We start from the raw sequence: 15,315 nt of genomic DNA on the forward strand, positions 1-15,315 counted from the left end.
AAAACTGGTGGAGGAGGCGCCGGCGCCGTTCCTGTCGGACGAGCAGAACGCCCAGCTCTACACCGCCTCCAAGGCGATCCTCAAGGAAGCCGGCTATGTCGGCGCGGGCACGGTGGAGTTCCTCGTCGGCGCGGACGGCACGATCTCCTTCCTCGAGGTCAACACCCGCCTCCAGGTCGAACACCCCGTCACCGAAGAAGTCACCGGCCTCGACCTCGTGCGCGAGATGTTCCGTATCGCCGACGGCGAGGAACTCGGCTACACCGACCCGCCGGTGCGCGGGCACTCCTTCGAGTTCCGGATCAACGGCGAGGACCCGGGCCGTAACTTCCTGCCCGCCCCCGGCACCGTCACCCGCTTCACGCCCCCCACCGGCCCCGGCGTCCGCCTCGACGCCGGCGTCGAGTCCGGCAGCGTGATCGGTCCGGCGTGGGACTCGCTGCTGGCCAAGCTGATCGTGACCGGTGCCAGCCGTGAGCAGGCCCTGCAGCGGGCGGCGCGGGCGCTGGCGGAGTTCCAGGTCGAGGGCATGGCCACCGCCATCCCCTTCCACCAGGCCGTCGTCACCGACCCCGCCTTCACCTCGAGCCCCTTCCACATCCACACCCGCTGGATCGAGACCGAGTTCGACAACACCATCACCCCCTTCACCGGCGTCACCCCGGACGAGGACGAGGAAACCCCCGGCCGCGAGACCGTCGTCGTCGAGGTCGGCGGCAAACGCCTCGAGGTCACGCTCCCGGCCTCCCTCGGGGCCGTGGCGGCCGCTCCCGCCACCGCGAGGCCCAAGCAGCGGCGCGCGGCCCGGAAATCCGGCCCCGCCGTGTCCGGTGACGCATTGATGTCGCCGATGCAGGGCACCATCGTCAAGGTGGCCGTGGCGGACGGGCAGGAGGTCCAGGAGGGCGACCTGGTCATCGTCCTCGAGGCCATGAAGATGGAGCAGCCGCTCAACGCCCACCGAAGCGGCACGGTCAAGGATCTGGCGGCGGAGGTCGGGGCATCGGTATCGTCCGGCGCTGTGATCTGCACCATCAAGGACTGATAAGGACCGGGTATGAGATTTTCATACCCACTCATGCCCCATGCACTGGTTGAAGCCGAAACCTGGCTGCGATGCTCCAGTCATGCAAATCGAAGTTCTGGGACCGATCGCGGCACGGGTGAACGGCACCTCGATTGTGCCGACCGCAGGGAAGCCCCGACAGATTCTCGCTCTGCTCGCCATTCGCGCGGGCCGTGTCGTCGCGGTGGAAACCCTGATGACCGAAGTGTGGGGCGACGCCATTCCGCGTAGCGCCGCCACCACACTGCAGACCTACATCCTTCAGCTCCGCCGGAAGATCAGCGAGGCGGGGCCGCAGGAGGACGGCCGTACGGCCAAGGACATCCTGGCGACCTGCTACGGCGGGTACCAGCTCAACCCGATGGAGTACTCCTGCGACCTGCTGGAGTTCCAGCAGCTCGTCCGGCGCGGCAGCCGCGCCATGGGGGAGAACGACCCCGCCACCGCCACCGCCGAGCTGAGCCGGGCGCTGGAGCTGTGGCGGGGACCCGCGCTCGTCGACGTACCGGTCGGCGAGGTGCTGGGCATGGAGATCATCGGTATGCAGGAGGAGCGCACCCGCGCCCTCGAGCTGCGCATCGAGGCCGACCTCCAGCTCGGCCGGCACGCCGAACTCATCGGCGAGCTGCGCATGCTGGTCGCCCAGCAGCCCATGCACGAGGCGCTGTGCGCCCAGCTGATGACCGCCCTGTACCGGGCCGGTCACCCCTGGCGGGCGCTCGACGCCTTCCAGTCGCTGCGCCGCGCCCTGGTCGAGGAGCTCGGCGTGGAGCCGTCGCCTCGGCTGCAGCGGCTGCACCAGGCCGTCCTCGCCAACGACGAGCGGCTCGAAGTTCCCGCCCCCACCCATGCGTTGCTCACCGCGTAGAGCGGTGAGGAGGGCGGCGGGCTAGTCGGCGAACGGATGCCCGGGAGACCGGGTCTGGGCCGTACTCACGACATACGAGTCGTCGGCGTCGATCCAGTGGGTGGTGAACTCCCACTCCACCGGATGCGCCGGCGCCCCCTCGGCGTCGTGCAGTACGGCCCTGTCGTCGTCCACCGCGAACCCGAACTCGCGGAAGGGCAGCCGCATGCCGACGCCGATGGCCTTGGTGTAGGCCTCCTTCAGGGTCCACAGCCGCAGCATCGCCCGGCCCCGCTCGCCCGCCGGCAGGGCGGCCAGGGCCTCCATCTCGGCGTCCGTGCACACCCGGCGCACCAGCGCCGGGTTGCACATCGACCGGCTGAGCGCCTCGCTGTCGGCGCCGACCCGGCCCGTGGCGCTCAGCGCGAGCACCAGCAGGTCGCCCGTGTGGCTCAGGCTCAGCCCGAGCCAGCCGCAGCCGCGCAGGTACTTGCGGCCGCCCGGGCTGATCGCCAGCTCCAGCGTCCAGGGGGAGACGCCGAGCGCCGCCGACGCCGCGTACTTGATCAGCCGCCGGGAGGCCACGAACCGGTCCCTGCAGGCGGGGTGCCGCGTGGAGGCGTAGCGGCGGTGCTCGCGGCCCAGCAGCAGGGACAGCTCCGGGCTGTCGGGCGCCTTCCACTCCTCGACGAGGCAGTGCAGGACCACGGTCCGGCCCTCGCGTACGGCCGTGGACACCGACGTCGCCCAGGCGCCGCCCGGGCCGTCGGCGTGCACGAGCTCTACAGCGGGCATGGGGGACCTTTCCGGCCTTCGGGGGAGGGAGGGATCACACGCCGACCAGCTGGCGGGCGGCCGAGCGCGCGGTCCGCACCACGACCGACGACGTGCGGCAGTACAGGTCCGCCTCGTCGAACAGGGCCCCGCTCAGCTCGGCGTCGGGCCCGGCCGGCTCCCGGTCGAGCCGCACCGCCAGCCGGGACAGCGCCCCCACCAGGCGGGTCAGGTCCGCGAGCCGGTGCTGCCGGTGCCCCTTGCGGCGCTCCCAGTCGTCGACGCACGCGGCGGCCGCGGTCAGCAGCGCGTAGCGGTCCGCCCGCGCCCAGTCCCGTGCCGTCGGGCTGCCCTCGGACAGGGCGCAGTCGTCGATCAGCTGCCGGCGCTCGCGCTCCAGATCGTCCAGCATCCTGTGCAGGGCGGTGGGCAGGGACATCGGCCGCACCGACGTCATGGGGCGCGAGAGCCGGTCGTCGCCGTAGAGCGGCAGGGACAGCCGCTCCACCACCGCCATCAGGCGTTCCTCGTGGTCGGGGTGCCACATCGCCTCACCGAGGAGGCGGGCCCGGCGCCGGTACTCGGCGCTGGCCCGGCTCGCCCGGTGCAGCTCGGTCCCCAGCAGCACGGTCAGCCCGTCGACGCTCTCCATCAGCAGGCGCGGCACGAGGAAACGGGCGCTGGCGGATCTGATTCCCCCGTCGGCGCGCAGCAGCCGCTCGCACGCCCACAGATCCAGATAGGCGGCACCGGCCGCCGCCTTGGCCAGCCGGGGCGGCGTACGGGCGGTCGCGGCCGCCATGGCGCTGCGCAGCGCGGCGTCCGCGTGGGCCAGCAGCCGTTCCGGGGTCGGCGACGCCTTCATCGGCTCAGACCAGCTGGTCGTAGCTGACGGAGCGGGAGCGCAGCAGGATCTCGCCGTCCGTCAGGTCGATGACGTCGTGCACCACGGTGCTCGGCCAGACCTCCGGCTGCTCGTTCGGGCGCACGCGGATGATCAGGGCGTAGACGGTGGAGCGCAGGCTGCCGTCCTCCTGGGGGTCGAGGATCATCTGGTTGAAGTAGTGGCGGCGCTGGGTGGGGTCGTCGTCGTACTTCTTCAGGAAGGAGCGCAGCTCGGCGAGGATGTTGTCGCGGCCGAGCACGGGGTCGATGCCGGGGGAGTGCTGGAAGCTGCCGTCCTTGGTGAAGGTGGCGGCGTACTCCTCGATCCGGCCGTTGTCCAGGGCCTGCATCTGGCGCGCGTAGAAGTGCTGCACCTGCGTGTAGAGGTCGCTGCTGACGGTCGTCGCGGTCATCTCGGTCCCTTACGGAGTGGCTGACGGGGTTCCGCAAGAATCGCGGCCCCGCCTCGAATCGCCCTTGAGAACCGTCGGGGCGTCGGCGGAGGGCCGCAAGGTGCCTTCCAGGGGCGTTCCAGCGCGACGCGAGGGATCCCCGACAGGCTCGGGGCCGGACCTGCCCACAGCAGCTATTCGGGAGAAGCACATGGCACAGGAAGTCAAGCCGGTCGCCCTCGTCACGGGCGCGACCAGCGGGATCGGCCTCGAGATCGCCCGCCGGCTCGCCGGGCTCGGCGCCCGCGTCTACCTCTGCGCCCGCCAGGCCGACCAGCTGGCCGCCACGATCAAGGAGCTGAGCGACGAGGGCTTCGAGGTCGACGGCACCACTTGTGACGTCGCGGACCCGGCCCAGATCAAGGCGTTCGTGGCGTCCGCGGTGGACCGCTTCGGCACGGTCGACATCCTCGTCAACAACGCCGGCCGCAGCGGCGGCGGCGCGACCAACGAGGTCCCCGACGAGCTGTGGTTCGACGTGATCAACACCAACCTCAACAGCGTCTTCCTGATGACCAAGGAGGTGCTGAACGCCGGCGGCATGCTCGAGAAGAAGCGCGGCCGCATCATCAGCATCGCCTCCACCGGCGGCAAGCAGGGCGTCGTCCACGCCGCCCCCTACTCGGCGTCCAAGCACGGCGTCGTCGGCTTCAGCAAGGCGCTCGGCCTGGAGCTGGCCCGCACCGGCATCACCGTGAACGCCGTGTGCCCCGGCTTCGTCGAGACGCCGATGGCCGAGCGGGTGCGCACGCACTACTCCGGCATCTGGGGCGTCAGCGAGCAGGACGCCCACGACCGCATCACCACCCGGGTACCGCTGGGCCGCTACGTGGAGACCCGCGAGGTCGCCGCCATGGTCGAGTACCTGGTCAGCGACGACGCGGCCGCCGTCACCGCGCAGGCCCTCAACGTCTGCGGCGGCCTGGGCAACTACTGATCTTCATTGCGCACCGCGCTCCCGCCCGCGCCCCCTCCCGTTCCCCCGGGAGGGGGCGCGGGCGCGTTGTACGGGCCGGGCGAACACGACGACGCCGGCCTCCGCACCCGTCCGGGTCCGGAAGCCGGCGTCGTCGTGGGGGACGGACGCGGGCGGCGCCCTACGCGGTCACGCCGCCGTGCTCCTTGGCGTGCGCGGCCGCGTGGGTCATCGTCGCCAGGCTGTTGCGGCCCAGGGCCTCGCGGATGAAGGTCCGCGCGTCGTCGAGGGTGGCCCGCTCGCCCAGGACCTCGGTGACGGTCGCCGGGTTGAGGGCCACCGTGTGACGGGCCGTGGCCAGCGGGCCGTCCGGGCCGTCGGTGAAGGTCCACAGCCCGCTGTGGCCGGTCAGCAGCTTCGGCAGGATGCTCTGCTTGTAGGCGATCCACGAGGGGGCCTTGCAGATGCGGGTCGAGCGCGTGGTGTGCGTCGAGCCGTCCGCGGTCAGGGTCTCCATGCGCAGGTCCTGCACGCCGGGGACGTCCTCGGTCAGCACCACGCTGCTGACGTGCGGCAGCCGCTCGGCCCACAGGTCGGCGCGGTTGACGAAGTCGTACGCGGCCTCGGCACCGCCCTCCAGCGGGACGATGTCGGTGAAGGAGAACACGATGTCCTCGACCGGGTGGCCGAGCTCCGCCACCCGGGCCAGGGCCGCCAGCTCCTCGCCGCTGTTGCGGTCCAGGGCCGCCAGCAGGTTCTCGACGGCCTGCGGGTCGTCGCCCTCCACACTGAAGCGGTGCCGCAGCACGACCTCGGTGCGGCCGTCGGGCAGGGCGCGGAACAGCCAGCCGCCGCCCATCGAGGTGACGGGCGGGAAGCTGCGCTGCTGCCGGAAGCTCACATAGAGCCGCTCGGGGTCCAGGACCCGCCGCGAGGTCCAGTTGGCGACCTTGCCGTTGACCTGGGCCCAGATCTCGAACACCTCGGAGCGCTCGGTGCGCTCGAGGTGACGGACGTGCACGCTCGGCCCGAACACGGCCGGCCACAGCGTGACGTCGGAGACCAGGTCGTAGAGCACCCGGGCGGGCGCGGAGACGACGAGGGTGTGCTCGGTGCGGTGGATCACGGGTCGTTCCATGAGGGGTTCTCCTCGGCTCGATCGGTGCGCCTGCCCGGCGCTGATGGGCAGGGGCCCGTATCCCCCCGCCGGGCGGGATACGGGCCCCATGGGTCGCCGGCCGGCGGATCAGGCGGCGGCGACCTCGGTGGCGTTCACCAGGTCGAGGAGGGCGCGGGGCGTCTCCACGTCGCCGACGGCGTCGTCGGAGAGGTCGATGCCGTACTCCTGCTTGATCCGGGCGGTGCTCTCCATCAGGGCGAGGGAGTCGTAGCCGAGGTCCTCGAAGCTGATGTCGAGGATGTCGCCGGTGAGGTCGATGCTGTCGTCCTCACCCGCGCAGGCGATCAGGATGCGCCGCAGGTCGTCGATGCCGAGCTGTGCCATGAGGGTCTCTCCTGTGGAAGTGCGGGATGTCAGTTGCTGTGCCGGGTCACGACGACCGCGGAGTTGAAGCCCCAGCGGCCGCGGGCCAGCACCAGGGCGGCCCCGACGGGCTTCGTGCGCGGCTCGCCGACCACCAGGTCGATGCCGTACTCCTCGGGGATCCGGGAGGAGTGGCCGCTGGCGGGGACGACGCCGTCGCGGATCGACAGCAGCGCCGCCACCAGGTCGGCGGGGCCGCCGCCGGCGTACATGCGGCCGGTCAGCGCCTTGGGGGCGGTCACCGCCACCCCGCGCACGCCGAAGATCGCGCGCAGCGCCGCGGCCTCCTCGCGGTCCTTGTCCGGCAGGCCGGCCGCGTCGGCGAACACCACGTCGATGTCGGCGGGCACCAGGCCCGCGTCCTCGATGGCGAGTTCGGCGGCCCGGCGCAGGCCCGGCTCCCGGCCGGACTCCGGCTTGGGGTCGAACGTGGAGGCGTAGCCGGCGATCTCGCCGTAGATCTGCGGCGCGCCGCGCTCGAGCGCGGAGGCGGAGTCCTCGGCGATGAGGATCGCCCCGCCCTCGCCGGGCACATAGCCCGCGGCCCGCTCGTCGAACGGCAGGTACGCGGCCTCGGGGTCGGCGGCCGTGCTGACCAGGCCGCCCGCCAGCTGGGAGGCCCAGCCCCACGGGTCGAACGCCGCGTCGACGCCGCCGGAGACCACCAGCTTGGTGCCGCGCCGCACGGTGCGCCGGGCGTGGCCGATGGCGTCCAGGCCGCCCGCCTGCTCGCCCACCAGCGCGGCGCTGGGGCCGCGCAGCTTGTGGCGGATGGAGATCTGGCCGGTGTTGACGGCGTAGAACCAGGCGAACGACTCGTAGACGCTGACGAACTCCGAGCCCTTGGACCAGAGCTTGTTGAACTCCTGGTGGGTGAACTCGAAGCCGCCCAGGGCGTTGGAGGTGACCGTGCCCATGTCGTAGTCGGGCAGCGTCTCCTCGGTGACGCCCGCGTTCTCCAGCGCCCACGCGGCCGCCGTCAGGGCGTAGCGGGTGGAGACGTCGGTCTGCGGCAGCAGCCGGCTGGGCAGGTGCGCCTTGGCGTCGTAGTCCGTGATCTGCCCGGCCAGCCGGGAGGCGTACTTCGAGACGTCGAAGCCGGTCAGCTCCTTGACGGCGTTGTGGCCGGCCAGGGTGGCCTTCCAGAACTCCTCGGCGCCCAGGCCGTTGGGCGTGACCGCGCCGATGCCAGTGATGACGGTGCTCATACGGAAGCCACCTCCGGGCGGTGCAGGACCATCGCGCTCTGGAAACCGCCGAACCCGCTGCCCACGGTGAGGACCGTGTCGACGCGCTGCTCGCGCGCGGTCAGCGGCACGTAGTCCAGGTCGCACTCGGGGTCGGGGGTGTGCAGGTTGGCCGTCGGCGGCACGACGTTGTGCTCGATCGCCAGCAGCGAGGCGGCGATCTCGACGGAGCCGATGGCGCCCAGCGAGTGGCCCACCATCGACTTGATGGAGCTCACCGGGACGTTGTAGGCGTGATCGCCCAGGCTGCGCTTGAACGCGGCCGTCTCGTGACGGTCGTTCTGCTTGGTGCCCGAGCCGTGCGCGTTGATGTAGTCGATCGTGGTGCCGTCGAGGCGGGCCTCGTCGAGGGACACCCGGATCGCCTCGGCCATCTCGCGGCCGTCCTTGCGCAGACCGGTCATGTGGTGGGCGTTGCAGCGGGTGGCGTAGCCGCCGACCTCCGCGTAGATGTGCGCGCCGCGCTTCTTGGCCGCCTCGTACTCCTCGAGCACGAACATGGCCGCGCCCTCGGCGAGGACGAACCCGTTGCGGGTGCCGTCGAAGGGCCGGGAGGCGTGCGCGGGGTCGTCGTTGCGCGTCGTCGTCGCCTTGATCGCGTCGAAGCAGGCGACCACGATCGGCGAGACGGGGGTGTCCGCGGCGCCGGCGACGACGGTGTCGACCGTGCCCTCGCGGATCAGCTGGACGGCGTACCCGACCGAGTCCAGGCCAGAGGTGCAGCCGTCGGACACCATCGTCACGGGGCCCTCGGCGCCGACCTCCCAGGCCACCTCGGCCGGCATGACGCCGGGGCTGAGGTAGTCGAACATGTGCGGCGACAGGTAGGTCGGGTCGACCTCCCAGGACTTGCCCGCGTCCGACATCACCAGGTACTCGTTCTCCAGGCTCGTCGCCGAGGCGACGGCGCTGCCCAGGCTCACGCCGACCCGGTGCGGGTCGACGGAGCCCAGGTCGAGCCCGCTGTCCGCGAGCGCGTCGCGGGTGCAGGCCACGGCGAACTGGGTCGCCCGGTCCATGCGACGGATCTCGCGCGGGCTGAATCCCTCGGCGACCGCATCGAAGTCGACCTCGCCGGCGATCCGGGACCGGAACTGCGATGCGTCGAAGAAGGAGATGTTCCGTGTGGCGGTACGGCCGTTCGACAGCAGGTCCCAGAACGCCTTTGTTCCGTTCCCGCCGGGGGCGCGCACGCCGATTCCGGTAATCACCACGCGCCGGGTCATATCTGGCCCGCGTTTGTAGAGAACATCGCTGTTCTGTCCTTTCGCCTCTGCACACCGGGACTTACGTCATTGCAGGCTGCGGCCGGATGCTCGAGCACTGCTCGAAGCCGCCTCGGGCAGTCGGGGACGCCCGCGGACCCCGTGAACGCTCCACCGGGGCTCGAGCCGACGGCGGTCCACTTCGCGTGCCAACCCCCAAGGACGGAGCGCACGATGACCGACCGCCCCCACCCCGGCGCACCGGCCCGGCCGGTCCTGGTCACGCTGCTGCTGGTGAGCATGCTGACGGTGATGGCCGGCGCGACGATCTCGCCCGCGCTGCCCGCCATGCGGCGGCACTTCGCGGACGTCGACGACATCACCTTCCTGGTCCGCCTGGTCCTCACCGTGCCCGCCCTGGCGATCGCGGTGGGCGCACCGGTGGCCGGCCTCCTGGTGGACCGGGCGGGCCGCAAGCCCGTCCTCGTCGGCTCGGTGGTGCTCTACGGTCTGGCGGGCGGCTCGGGCCTGGTGCTGGGCGACGTCTACGCCATCCTGGCCGGGCGGGTGCTGCTCGGCCTCGCGGTGGCCGGGGTGATGACGGCGGCCACGGCGCTGGTGGCCGACCTGTACTCCGGCCCCGAGCGCTCCCGGGTGCTCGGCCTGCAGGCCGGGGCCATGGGAATGGGCGGCGTGGTGTTCCTGTCGGTCGGCGGGCTGCTGGCCGGCCTCGACTGGCGGGGCCCCTTCGCGGTCTACCTGGCGGCCCTGCCGCTGGCCGCCCTGGTCGCGCTGGTCGTCAAGGAGCCGGCCCGGGCCGAGCCTTTCGCCCGGCGGGCGGGGGCCACGGGCGGCCGGGCGGTGCCGGGCGCCGCCCTCGCCATCTTCGCGCTGGCCTTCGTGGGCCAGGCCGTGTTCTACACGGTCCCCACCCAGCTCCCCTTCCACCTGGCCGACCTGGCGGGCGTCGGGGCGGTCGGCAGCGGCCTGATCCTCGCCTCGATGAGCGCGGTGCAGGCGACCGTCTCGGCCAACTACGGGCGCATCGCCCGGGGCCGGCGCGAGGCGGCCCTGGCCGCGGTCGTCTTCGCCGTCCTGGGCGCGGGCGCCGCGCTGATCGGCTTCGCGCCCGGCGTGCCCGTCGTCCTGGCGGGCCTGGCCCTGATCGGCACTGGTGTGGGCCTGCTCGTCCCGCACTTGAACACCTGGCTGGTGGCGCGGACGCCGGCCGAGGTGCGCGGCCGCACCCTCAGCGGGATCACGGCCGCCATGTTCCTGGGCCAGTTCCTCTCGCCCGTCGCCGCCCAGCCGCTGGCCGGCGAGGGCCTGGACACGGTCTACCTCGCCGCGGCCGCCGTCGCCCTCGCGGTCTCCGTCACCGTCGCGTTCGCCTGGCGGCGCCCCGCGCGGGAGGAGGGCGCCCCGGAGGGCGCCGGGATTCCGCGCGAGCGGAACGCCACGGGGAGGACGGGGGCTTAGCCCCCTGGGTACGCGGCACCGACGCGACGAAGGGCGGCCCGCCTGTGCGGGCCGCCCTTCGTCGCTTTCCGGCGGAGAGGGCAGGATTCGAACCTGCGAGGGGTGGTGCGATCACCCCGACCGGAAGAGCTTCCGGACCTCGTTGGGCCGCTTCGAGTACCTCTCCTTGACGTGGACAACACTGCCAGGGGGCGCTGACGCGGCGCTGACGCGCAGGGGTGGTCCAGACCTACCGCGCAGTGTGATCCAGATCATCGTTTAGCTCCGGAGAAACGGTTCTGCGGACATGTCGGGTCATGACACGATCATGCGAATCGCTACCCGCGAGTATCTCTGCCGTGTGATGCGGTCCACGGGTGCCAACTCCCCCCGTACCGCCCCCACCTCACGCACACAAGGACTCAACTTTGCGCAGAACCACCAGGTATGCCGTTTTACCTGCACTGACCGCCGCGTCCTTGCTGGCCGTCACCGCCTGTTCGTCGGGCGGATCCTCCGCTGCCGGTAAGGCGACCGACGCCGAACCGGTCGCCGCCACCGCCGCGCCCACGGACCCGGGGCTCGCCGTCGCGGCCGCGCCGGCCGGGGCCGGTGCCCCGAGCGCGGTGGCCCGCGCCGACAAGGGGACGGGCGTCAAGGCCGCCAAGTCGTCGCTGAAGGTCGCCTCGTTCGACCAGAAGAGCGGCAAGGCCGTCATCGCCGCCGCGCCCGCGGCCGGCAAGAAGAAGCCGGACAAGGGCGTCGCGCCCAAGCCGTCGCAGTCCGCGCGGGAGGGCGTCGCCGTCGGCGACGTCATCGCCAGCGCGCCCGCGCCCGGCGCTCCCCACGGCGTCCTGGCCAAGGTCACCAAGGTGGTGGGCGCCACCGACAAGGGCACCGAGGTCAACACGGCCCCGGCCACCCTCGACGCGCTGCTCGGCGACTCCGAGGCCAAGGGCAAGGTCCCCGTGGACCCCTCGGCCGTCAAGGTCGTGCCGCTGATGAAGGGCGTCCAGGTCTCCTGGACCAAGCCCGACGGCATCCACGCCGGCCCCAAGGGCGCCAAGGTGCCCCTGGGCAACCTCCGCCTGGACGTCGGCGCCTCCATCCCCACCCCCGAGGGCTCCCCGGTCTCGGCCGAGGCCTCGGCCTCCGGCTTCGTCCAGCTGGCCCCCGAGGTGGACTTCTCCTACAACGGCAAGGGCACCGGCTCGAGCGGCGGCCCCGGCACCGCGTCGCTGGCCCTGAACGGCGACTGGTCCTCGGCCTGGGAGCTCAAGGGCGAGGCGAAGGCCACCACGGAGGGCAAGCCGCTGCGGCTGCCCTTCGCCAAGCTGCACGCGGACCCGGTCCTCCAGGTCGGGCCCGTGCCGGTCGTCGTCAACCTCGACCTCACCTGCTACCTGCAGGTCGACGCCGAGGGCAAGCTCAGCGTCGACGTCAAGCAGGAGATGAAGGGCGACTTCACCGTCGGCGGCTCCTACAGCTGGGGCAAGGGCTGGACGGGCATCAGCAAGGCGAACTCCGAGGTCAGCCCGGTGCGCGCCACGGCCTCCGCCTCCGGCAAGGTCAAGGCGTCCCTCGGCACCGAGGCGTCCGTCGGGCTGTACGGCGCGGTGGGCGTGAGCGCCGACCTCGCCCCCTACCTGCGGGCCGAGGGCGAGGCCAGCGCCACCGCGTCCAGCGACGGCAAGGCCTCGGCCTCCGGCAAGTGGGCGGCGTACGGCGGCGTGGACCTCACCGGTGCGCTCTCGGCGCACCTGAAGATCTTCGGTACGCCGCTCTTCGAGCGGCGCATCCCGCTGGACCTCTACCACCACGAGTGGAAGCTCGCGGGCGGCGAGGGCAGCGTGAGCACGCCGAAGAACGGTGTCGCCCCGAAGAAGAAGGCCGCGGCCTCCTAGGTCACGCCACGCATCACGAGGACGCCGGACGGGCCACGGCCCGCCCGGCGTTCGCGTTTTCCGTGTCGGTCCCCGGCAGGGGCCGAACAGGGACTACAGCCGGGACGCCACCGTGCGGGCGATCCGTACGAGGTCCCCGGCCGGCCGCGTCCGCACGGCCGGCGGCTGCCGGGTCCAGCGGTCCTCCAGCGCGAACCAGTCGACCGGCCGGGGCGCGCGACCGTTCTCCAGGGCCTCGTCCAGCGCCGTGAAGTACGTCTTCCAGCGCAGCCGGTAGAGGCCGCCGACCAGCCCGGACCACTCGCGGTTGGCGTAGTCGTGCAGCTTGCCGCCGTCGGCGGAGGCGCGCGGGCCCCAGACCGTCAGCAGGGAGAGCGCGTCGGCCTGCAGCCGCTCGCGTTCGTCGGCGGTGGAGCTCCAGGCGCGGGCGTCGGCGAGCCAGCGGCCCAGCAGGTGCCGCTCGTCGGTGGCCACCACCTGCTCGAGCAGGGCCATCCACTCCATCCACTGGTCCGCCAGCTCCCCGAAGCGGTCCCGTTCCCCGGCGTCGTACGCCGCCTTGAGGCGCGGCAGCAGCAGCCGGCCGCGGTTGGCCACGCACTGCCGGGCGACGTCGAGCAGGTCGTAGCGGTAGGCGGAGCTGTCGCGCAGCGCGGGGGCGACCGCCAGGAGCGCGGGCAGCGCCTTGTCGAACTCGGCCGCGTCGTAGCGCAGTCCCCGCGGCGACCAGGCGGCCGCGCGGTTGACTGCCAGGTCGGGGCGGGCGCCGAAGAGGCCGTCGGCCTGCTCGCTCCAGCCGTCCTCCCGCGAGGTGCCGTACGCGGTGCGGCGCAGCACGTCCCAGGCGCGCACGGCGCCGGCGTCCGTACCGCCGTAGCGCTGGGCGGGCCACCGCTCGAACCAGCCCTTGAGGTCGACGGGTCCGTCCGTCCAGGCCAGGTCGGAGAAGAGGGCGAGGGCGGCGGGGTTGTTGTCGGCGGCCTCGGGCATGAGGGCGATGCCGCGCAGGGCGCTGCCCGGCTTGGTTCTCCACCGGTCGTACAGCCGCGCCCAGTCGGGGGCGTTGGCGCCCAGGGCGGTGTGGCCGCCGAAGTTCCAGATGGTGCCGAAGGCGTACGGCGTGCCGGCCCAGTCCGCCTCGCGGTCGGTGACCTTGGGGTAGTGGTCGGAGACGCCGTCGAGGATGAGCATCCGCGAGCGGTCGACGGCGTCGATGATGGCCCGCTTGGGGTTCTCCTGCCAGCCCAGGATGGCCCAGGTCGCGTCGGGGTGGGCGGTGCGCAGTGCCTTCTCCACGGCGCGGGCGGCGTCTCCGACGGGCACGTCGCCGGGGTTGCCGCCCTCGTGCAGCAGGTCCATCTTGTACATCGGGCTCGCGCCGTAGAGCTCTCGCTGCACGCGGTAGAAGGTGCGGGCGACGGCGGCGAAGTGGGGGGTGCGCGGGTCGAGCCAGTCGGGGCGGGGGAAGCCGCCCCAGTCGCCCTGGGGGATGACGCGGGCGCCCTTGTTGCGCTCGGGGAAGCCGGGCGGCACGGTGCCGTAGTAGCCGGGCAGTACGGGCGTCATGCCCAGCTCGCGCAGCCGGCGCACGATGTTGCGCGCGAGGTCGGTGCGGCGGTCGAGGAGCTCCCGGGAGACGGGCCCGCCGTAGGACGCCATGTTCTGCAGCAGCCACCACGGCTGGTGGGCGGGGCCGGGAACCCACCGGCGCACTTCGGCGTCGCTGTAACCATGTTCGATAAAGGTGCGGTGGTAGACGGCGTCGGCTCCGGCGTAGACGAGCACCTCGTTGAAGCCGTGCAGGGCCAGGACGTCGATCTCGCGTTCCCAGTAGTCCCATCCGTGGTACGGGCCGGTGTAGCCGTCGTTGGTGTCGTTGAGCGCGAAGCGGTGGACGGCGTTGGAGGTCCTGGCCAGTGGGGCGCCGACGGCGGGGAGGCGGTCCGGGAGGCGGCCGGTCTGGGTGCCGCTCCAGGAGAAGTGGGCGTGGGCGACCTGCCGCAGATACCGGTGGAAGCCGGTGAGCTGGACGGCCGGGGTGGTGCCCTCGACGGTGATCCGGCCGGCCTCTCCCGACACCCGGAAGGCGTCCCGGCCGCCCCGGCGGGGAACGGTACGGAAGGTGACCTGTCCGTGGTGCCGGGGCAACAGGCGGGCCAGCGCGGCGGCCGCGCCCGCCGGGGCCGGCGCGGCGCCCGCGGCGGACACGCCCGCGGTCCCGAGTGCGGCGGAGCCGGCGAGGGCGCCGAGGAGCGTGCGACGGGCGATGTGCATGGGTGACCTCCACCGTGACGCGGGAGCGACTGGCTGGACCGGACCACGTGAGCGCGCAGATCCTATGAGCCGGCGAAGGGAATCGGTCAAGGGCGCGGGCGTCGAACCAGCCACGCCGGTTACATTTGGCACGAATGGCCCCACGGGCCGCTCGGGGCCTGCTAGGCCCGCCCCGTCCTGCCCTCTTCGTACGCACCGTTCGCACCATTCGCCCCGTCAGACCGTCCCGCCCCGTCCGCCCCGCGTCCCGACAGCATGAGGAATCCCGTGCGACCACTGAACGCGGCACTCGGCGCCGTGGCCCTGACCGCCGGCCTGCTGAACGGGCTGCTGTGCGGCTGCGCCGACCCGGGCGGGCTCAAGGTCGCCGGTCCCGCGCAGACCGCCGCCCCCACCGCCGGGCCGGTCCAGGTCGTCGAGGGGCCCGGTCAACCCCCGCTGCGCCGCCCGGCGTCCTTCGTGATCGGCGACTCCGTCCGGCTGACCGGCCTGCGCTGGCGCACCTGGGGCGGGCCGACCGCCGAGGCCACCGGCGAGGTGTCCGGCAACTGGTGCCTGCCCGCCTGCCGCGCCACCCCCTACCAGGCCAGGGTCACGCTCGGCGGCCTGGTCCGGAAGGACCGTTCCGCCTACTACGGCCGGGCCGAGGTCGTGGCCGACGGGCTCCCGCCCGAACAGCACCGCGAGCTGCGCGACCTGCGGCTCTTCGTCCCCCAGCGCTAGCAGCGCCGCAGCCGAGGAGAA

Annotated in this window: 14 protein-coding genes and 1 tRNA gene; 6 read left to right on the top strand and 9 right to left on the bottom strand. The window is 72.7% G+C overall.

The genetic code is table 11. From position 1 onward, the window contains the following. Together AB4K12_RS28280 and AB4K12_RS28285 are read left to right on the top strand one after the other, a co-directional pair. Window positions 1-1,045, top strand: a 1,045-nt coding sequence (locus AB4K12_RS28280) for a biotin/lipoyl-containing protein (RefSeq protein ID WP_368437331.1), incomplete at its 5' end; no start/stop codon positions are given. A gap of 82 nt (window positions 1,046-1,127) precedes the next feature. Continuing rightward, on the top strand, window positions 1,128-1,934 hold the full coding sequence (locus AB4K12_RS28285; RefSeq protein WP_086567709.1) for an AfsR/SARP family transcriptional regulator: 807 nt from the start codon (window positions 1,128-1,130) through the stop codon (window positions 1,932-1,934). Window positions 1,935-1,955: 21 nt separating this feature from the next. Here AB4K12_RS28285 and AB4K12_RS28290 read toward each other — a convergent pair whose 3' ends face one another. The 3 genes from AB4K12_RS28290 to AB4K12_RS28300 are packed head-to-tail and all read right to left on the bottom strand — an operon-like array spanning window position 1,956 to window position 3,985. After that, window positions 1,956-2,708 (bottom strand): 4'-phosphopantetheinyl transferase superfamily protein, encoded by a 753-nt coding sequence (locus AB4K12_RS28290; RefSeq protein WP_368437334.1) that lies wholly within the window; start codon window positions 2,706-2,708, stop codon window positions 1,956-1,958. A 34-nt stretch (window positions 2,709-2,742) separates the two neighbouring features. Beyond that, a complete protein-coding gene (locus tag AB4K12_RS28295) occupies window positions 2,743-3,552 on the bottom strand; it encodes a hypothetical protein (protein WP_368437336.1) in 810 nt (269 codons plus the stop codon). Window positions 3,553-3,556: 4 nt separating this feature from the next. Further along, window positions 3,557-3,985, bottom strand: coding sequence for a nuclear transport factor 2 family protein (locus AB4K12_RS28300; RefSeq protein WP_086567714.1), 429 nt, complete (start codon window positions 3,983-3,985; stop codon window positions 3,557-3,559). Between the two features lie 190 nt (window positions 3,986-4,175). Here AB4K12_RS28300 and AB4K12_RS28305 point away from each other — a divergent pair, with 190 nt between their 5' ends. Then, entirely contained in the window at window positions 4,176-4,961 is a 786-nt protein-coding gene (locus AB4K12_RS28305) for a 3-oxoacyl-ACP reductase (protein WP_368437338.1), read from the top strand. 160 nt (window positions 4,962-5,121) lie between these two features. Here AB4K12_RS28305 and AB4K12_RS28310 read toward each other — a convergent pair whose 3' ends face one another. The 4 genes from AB4K12_RS28310 to AB4K12_RS28325 form a co-directional block, all read right to left on the bottom strand. Continuing rightward, on the bottom strand, window positions 5,122-6,078 hold the full coding sequence (locus AB4K12_RS28310) for an aromatase/cyclase (RefSeq protein ID WP_368437340.1): 957 nt from the start codon (window positions 6,076-6,078) through the stop codon (window positions 5,122-5,124). A gap of 108 nt (window positions 6,079-6,186) precedes the next feature. Further along, entirely contained in the window at window positions 6,187-6,444 is a 258-nt protein-coding gene (locus AB4K12_RS28315; protein ID WP_086567720.1) for an acyl carrier protein, read from the bottom strand. 29 nt (window positions 6,445-6,473) lie between these two features. Next, on the bottom strand, window positions 6,474-7,691 hold the full coding sequence (locus tag AB4K12_RS28320) for a ketosynthase chain-length factor (protein ID WP_368437343.1): 1,218 nt from the start codon (window positions 7,689-7,691) through the stop codon (window positions 6,474-6,476). After that, on the bottom strand, window positions 7,688-8,956 hold the full coding sequence (locus tag AB4K12_RS28325) for a beta-ketoacyl synthase (RefSeq protein ID WP_368437345.1): 1,269 nt from the start codon (window positions 8,954-8,956) through the stop codon (window positions 7,688-7,690). Before AB4K12_RS28325 ends, AB4K12_RS28320 begins: the two co-directional genes overlap by 4 nt. A 213-nt stretch (window positions 8,957-9,169) precedes the next feature. On the opposite strand from AB4K12_RS28325, the gene AB4K12_RS28330 reads away from it, so the two are divergent. Continuing rightward, window positions 9,170-10,414 (top strand): MFS transporter, encoded by a 1,245-nt coding sequence (locus AB4K12_RS28330; RefSeq protein WP_368437347.1) that lies wholly within the window; start codon window positions 9,170-9,172, stop codon window positions 10,412-10,414. Between the two features lie 72 nt (window positions 10,415-10,486). Here AB4K12_RS28330 and AB4K12_RS28335 read toward each other — a convergent pair. Next, window positions 10,487-10,580, bottom strand: a tRNA-OTHER gene (locus AB4K12_RS28335). A 292-nt stretch (window positions 10,581-10,872) separates the two neighbouring features. Between AB4K12_RS28335 and AB4K12_RS28340 the strand changes: the two genes are divergently transcribed. Further along, a complete protein-coding gene (locus tag AB4K12_RS28340; RefSeq protein ID WP_368437349.1) occupies window positions 10,873-12,297 on the top strand; it encodes a hypothetical protein in 1,425 nt (474 codons plus the stop codon). A 93-nt stretch (window positions 12,298-12,390) separates the two neighbouring features. On the opposite strand, the gene AB4K12_RS28345 is transcribed toward AB4K12_RS28340, so the two are convergent. Further along, entirely contained in the window at window positions 12,391-14,571 is a 2,181-nt protein-coding gene (locus AB4K12_RS28345) for an alpha-N-acetylglucosaminidase (RefSeq protein ID WP_368437351.1), read from the bottom strand. A gap of 267 nt (window positions 14,572-14,838) precedes the next feature. Between AB4K12_RS28345 and AB4K12_RS28350 the strand changes: the two genes are divergently transcribed. Next, on the top strand, window positions 14,839-15,294 hold the full coding sequence (locus AB4K12_RS28350) for a hypothetical protein (protein ID WP_368437353.1): 456 nt from the start codon (window positions 14,839-14,841) through the stop codon (window positions 15,292-15,294). Window positions 15,295-15,315: the final 21 nt, after the last annotated feature.

The sequence above is a fragment of the Streptomyces sp. C36 genome (genome assembly GCF_040932295.1).
Lineage (GTDB): Bacteria > Actinomycetota > Actinomycetes > Streptomycetales > Streptomycetaceae > Streptomyces > Streptomyces triculaminicus.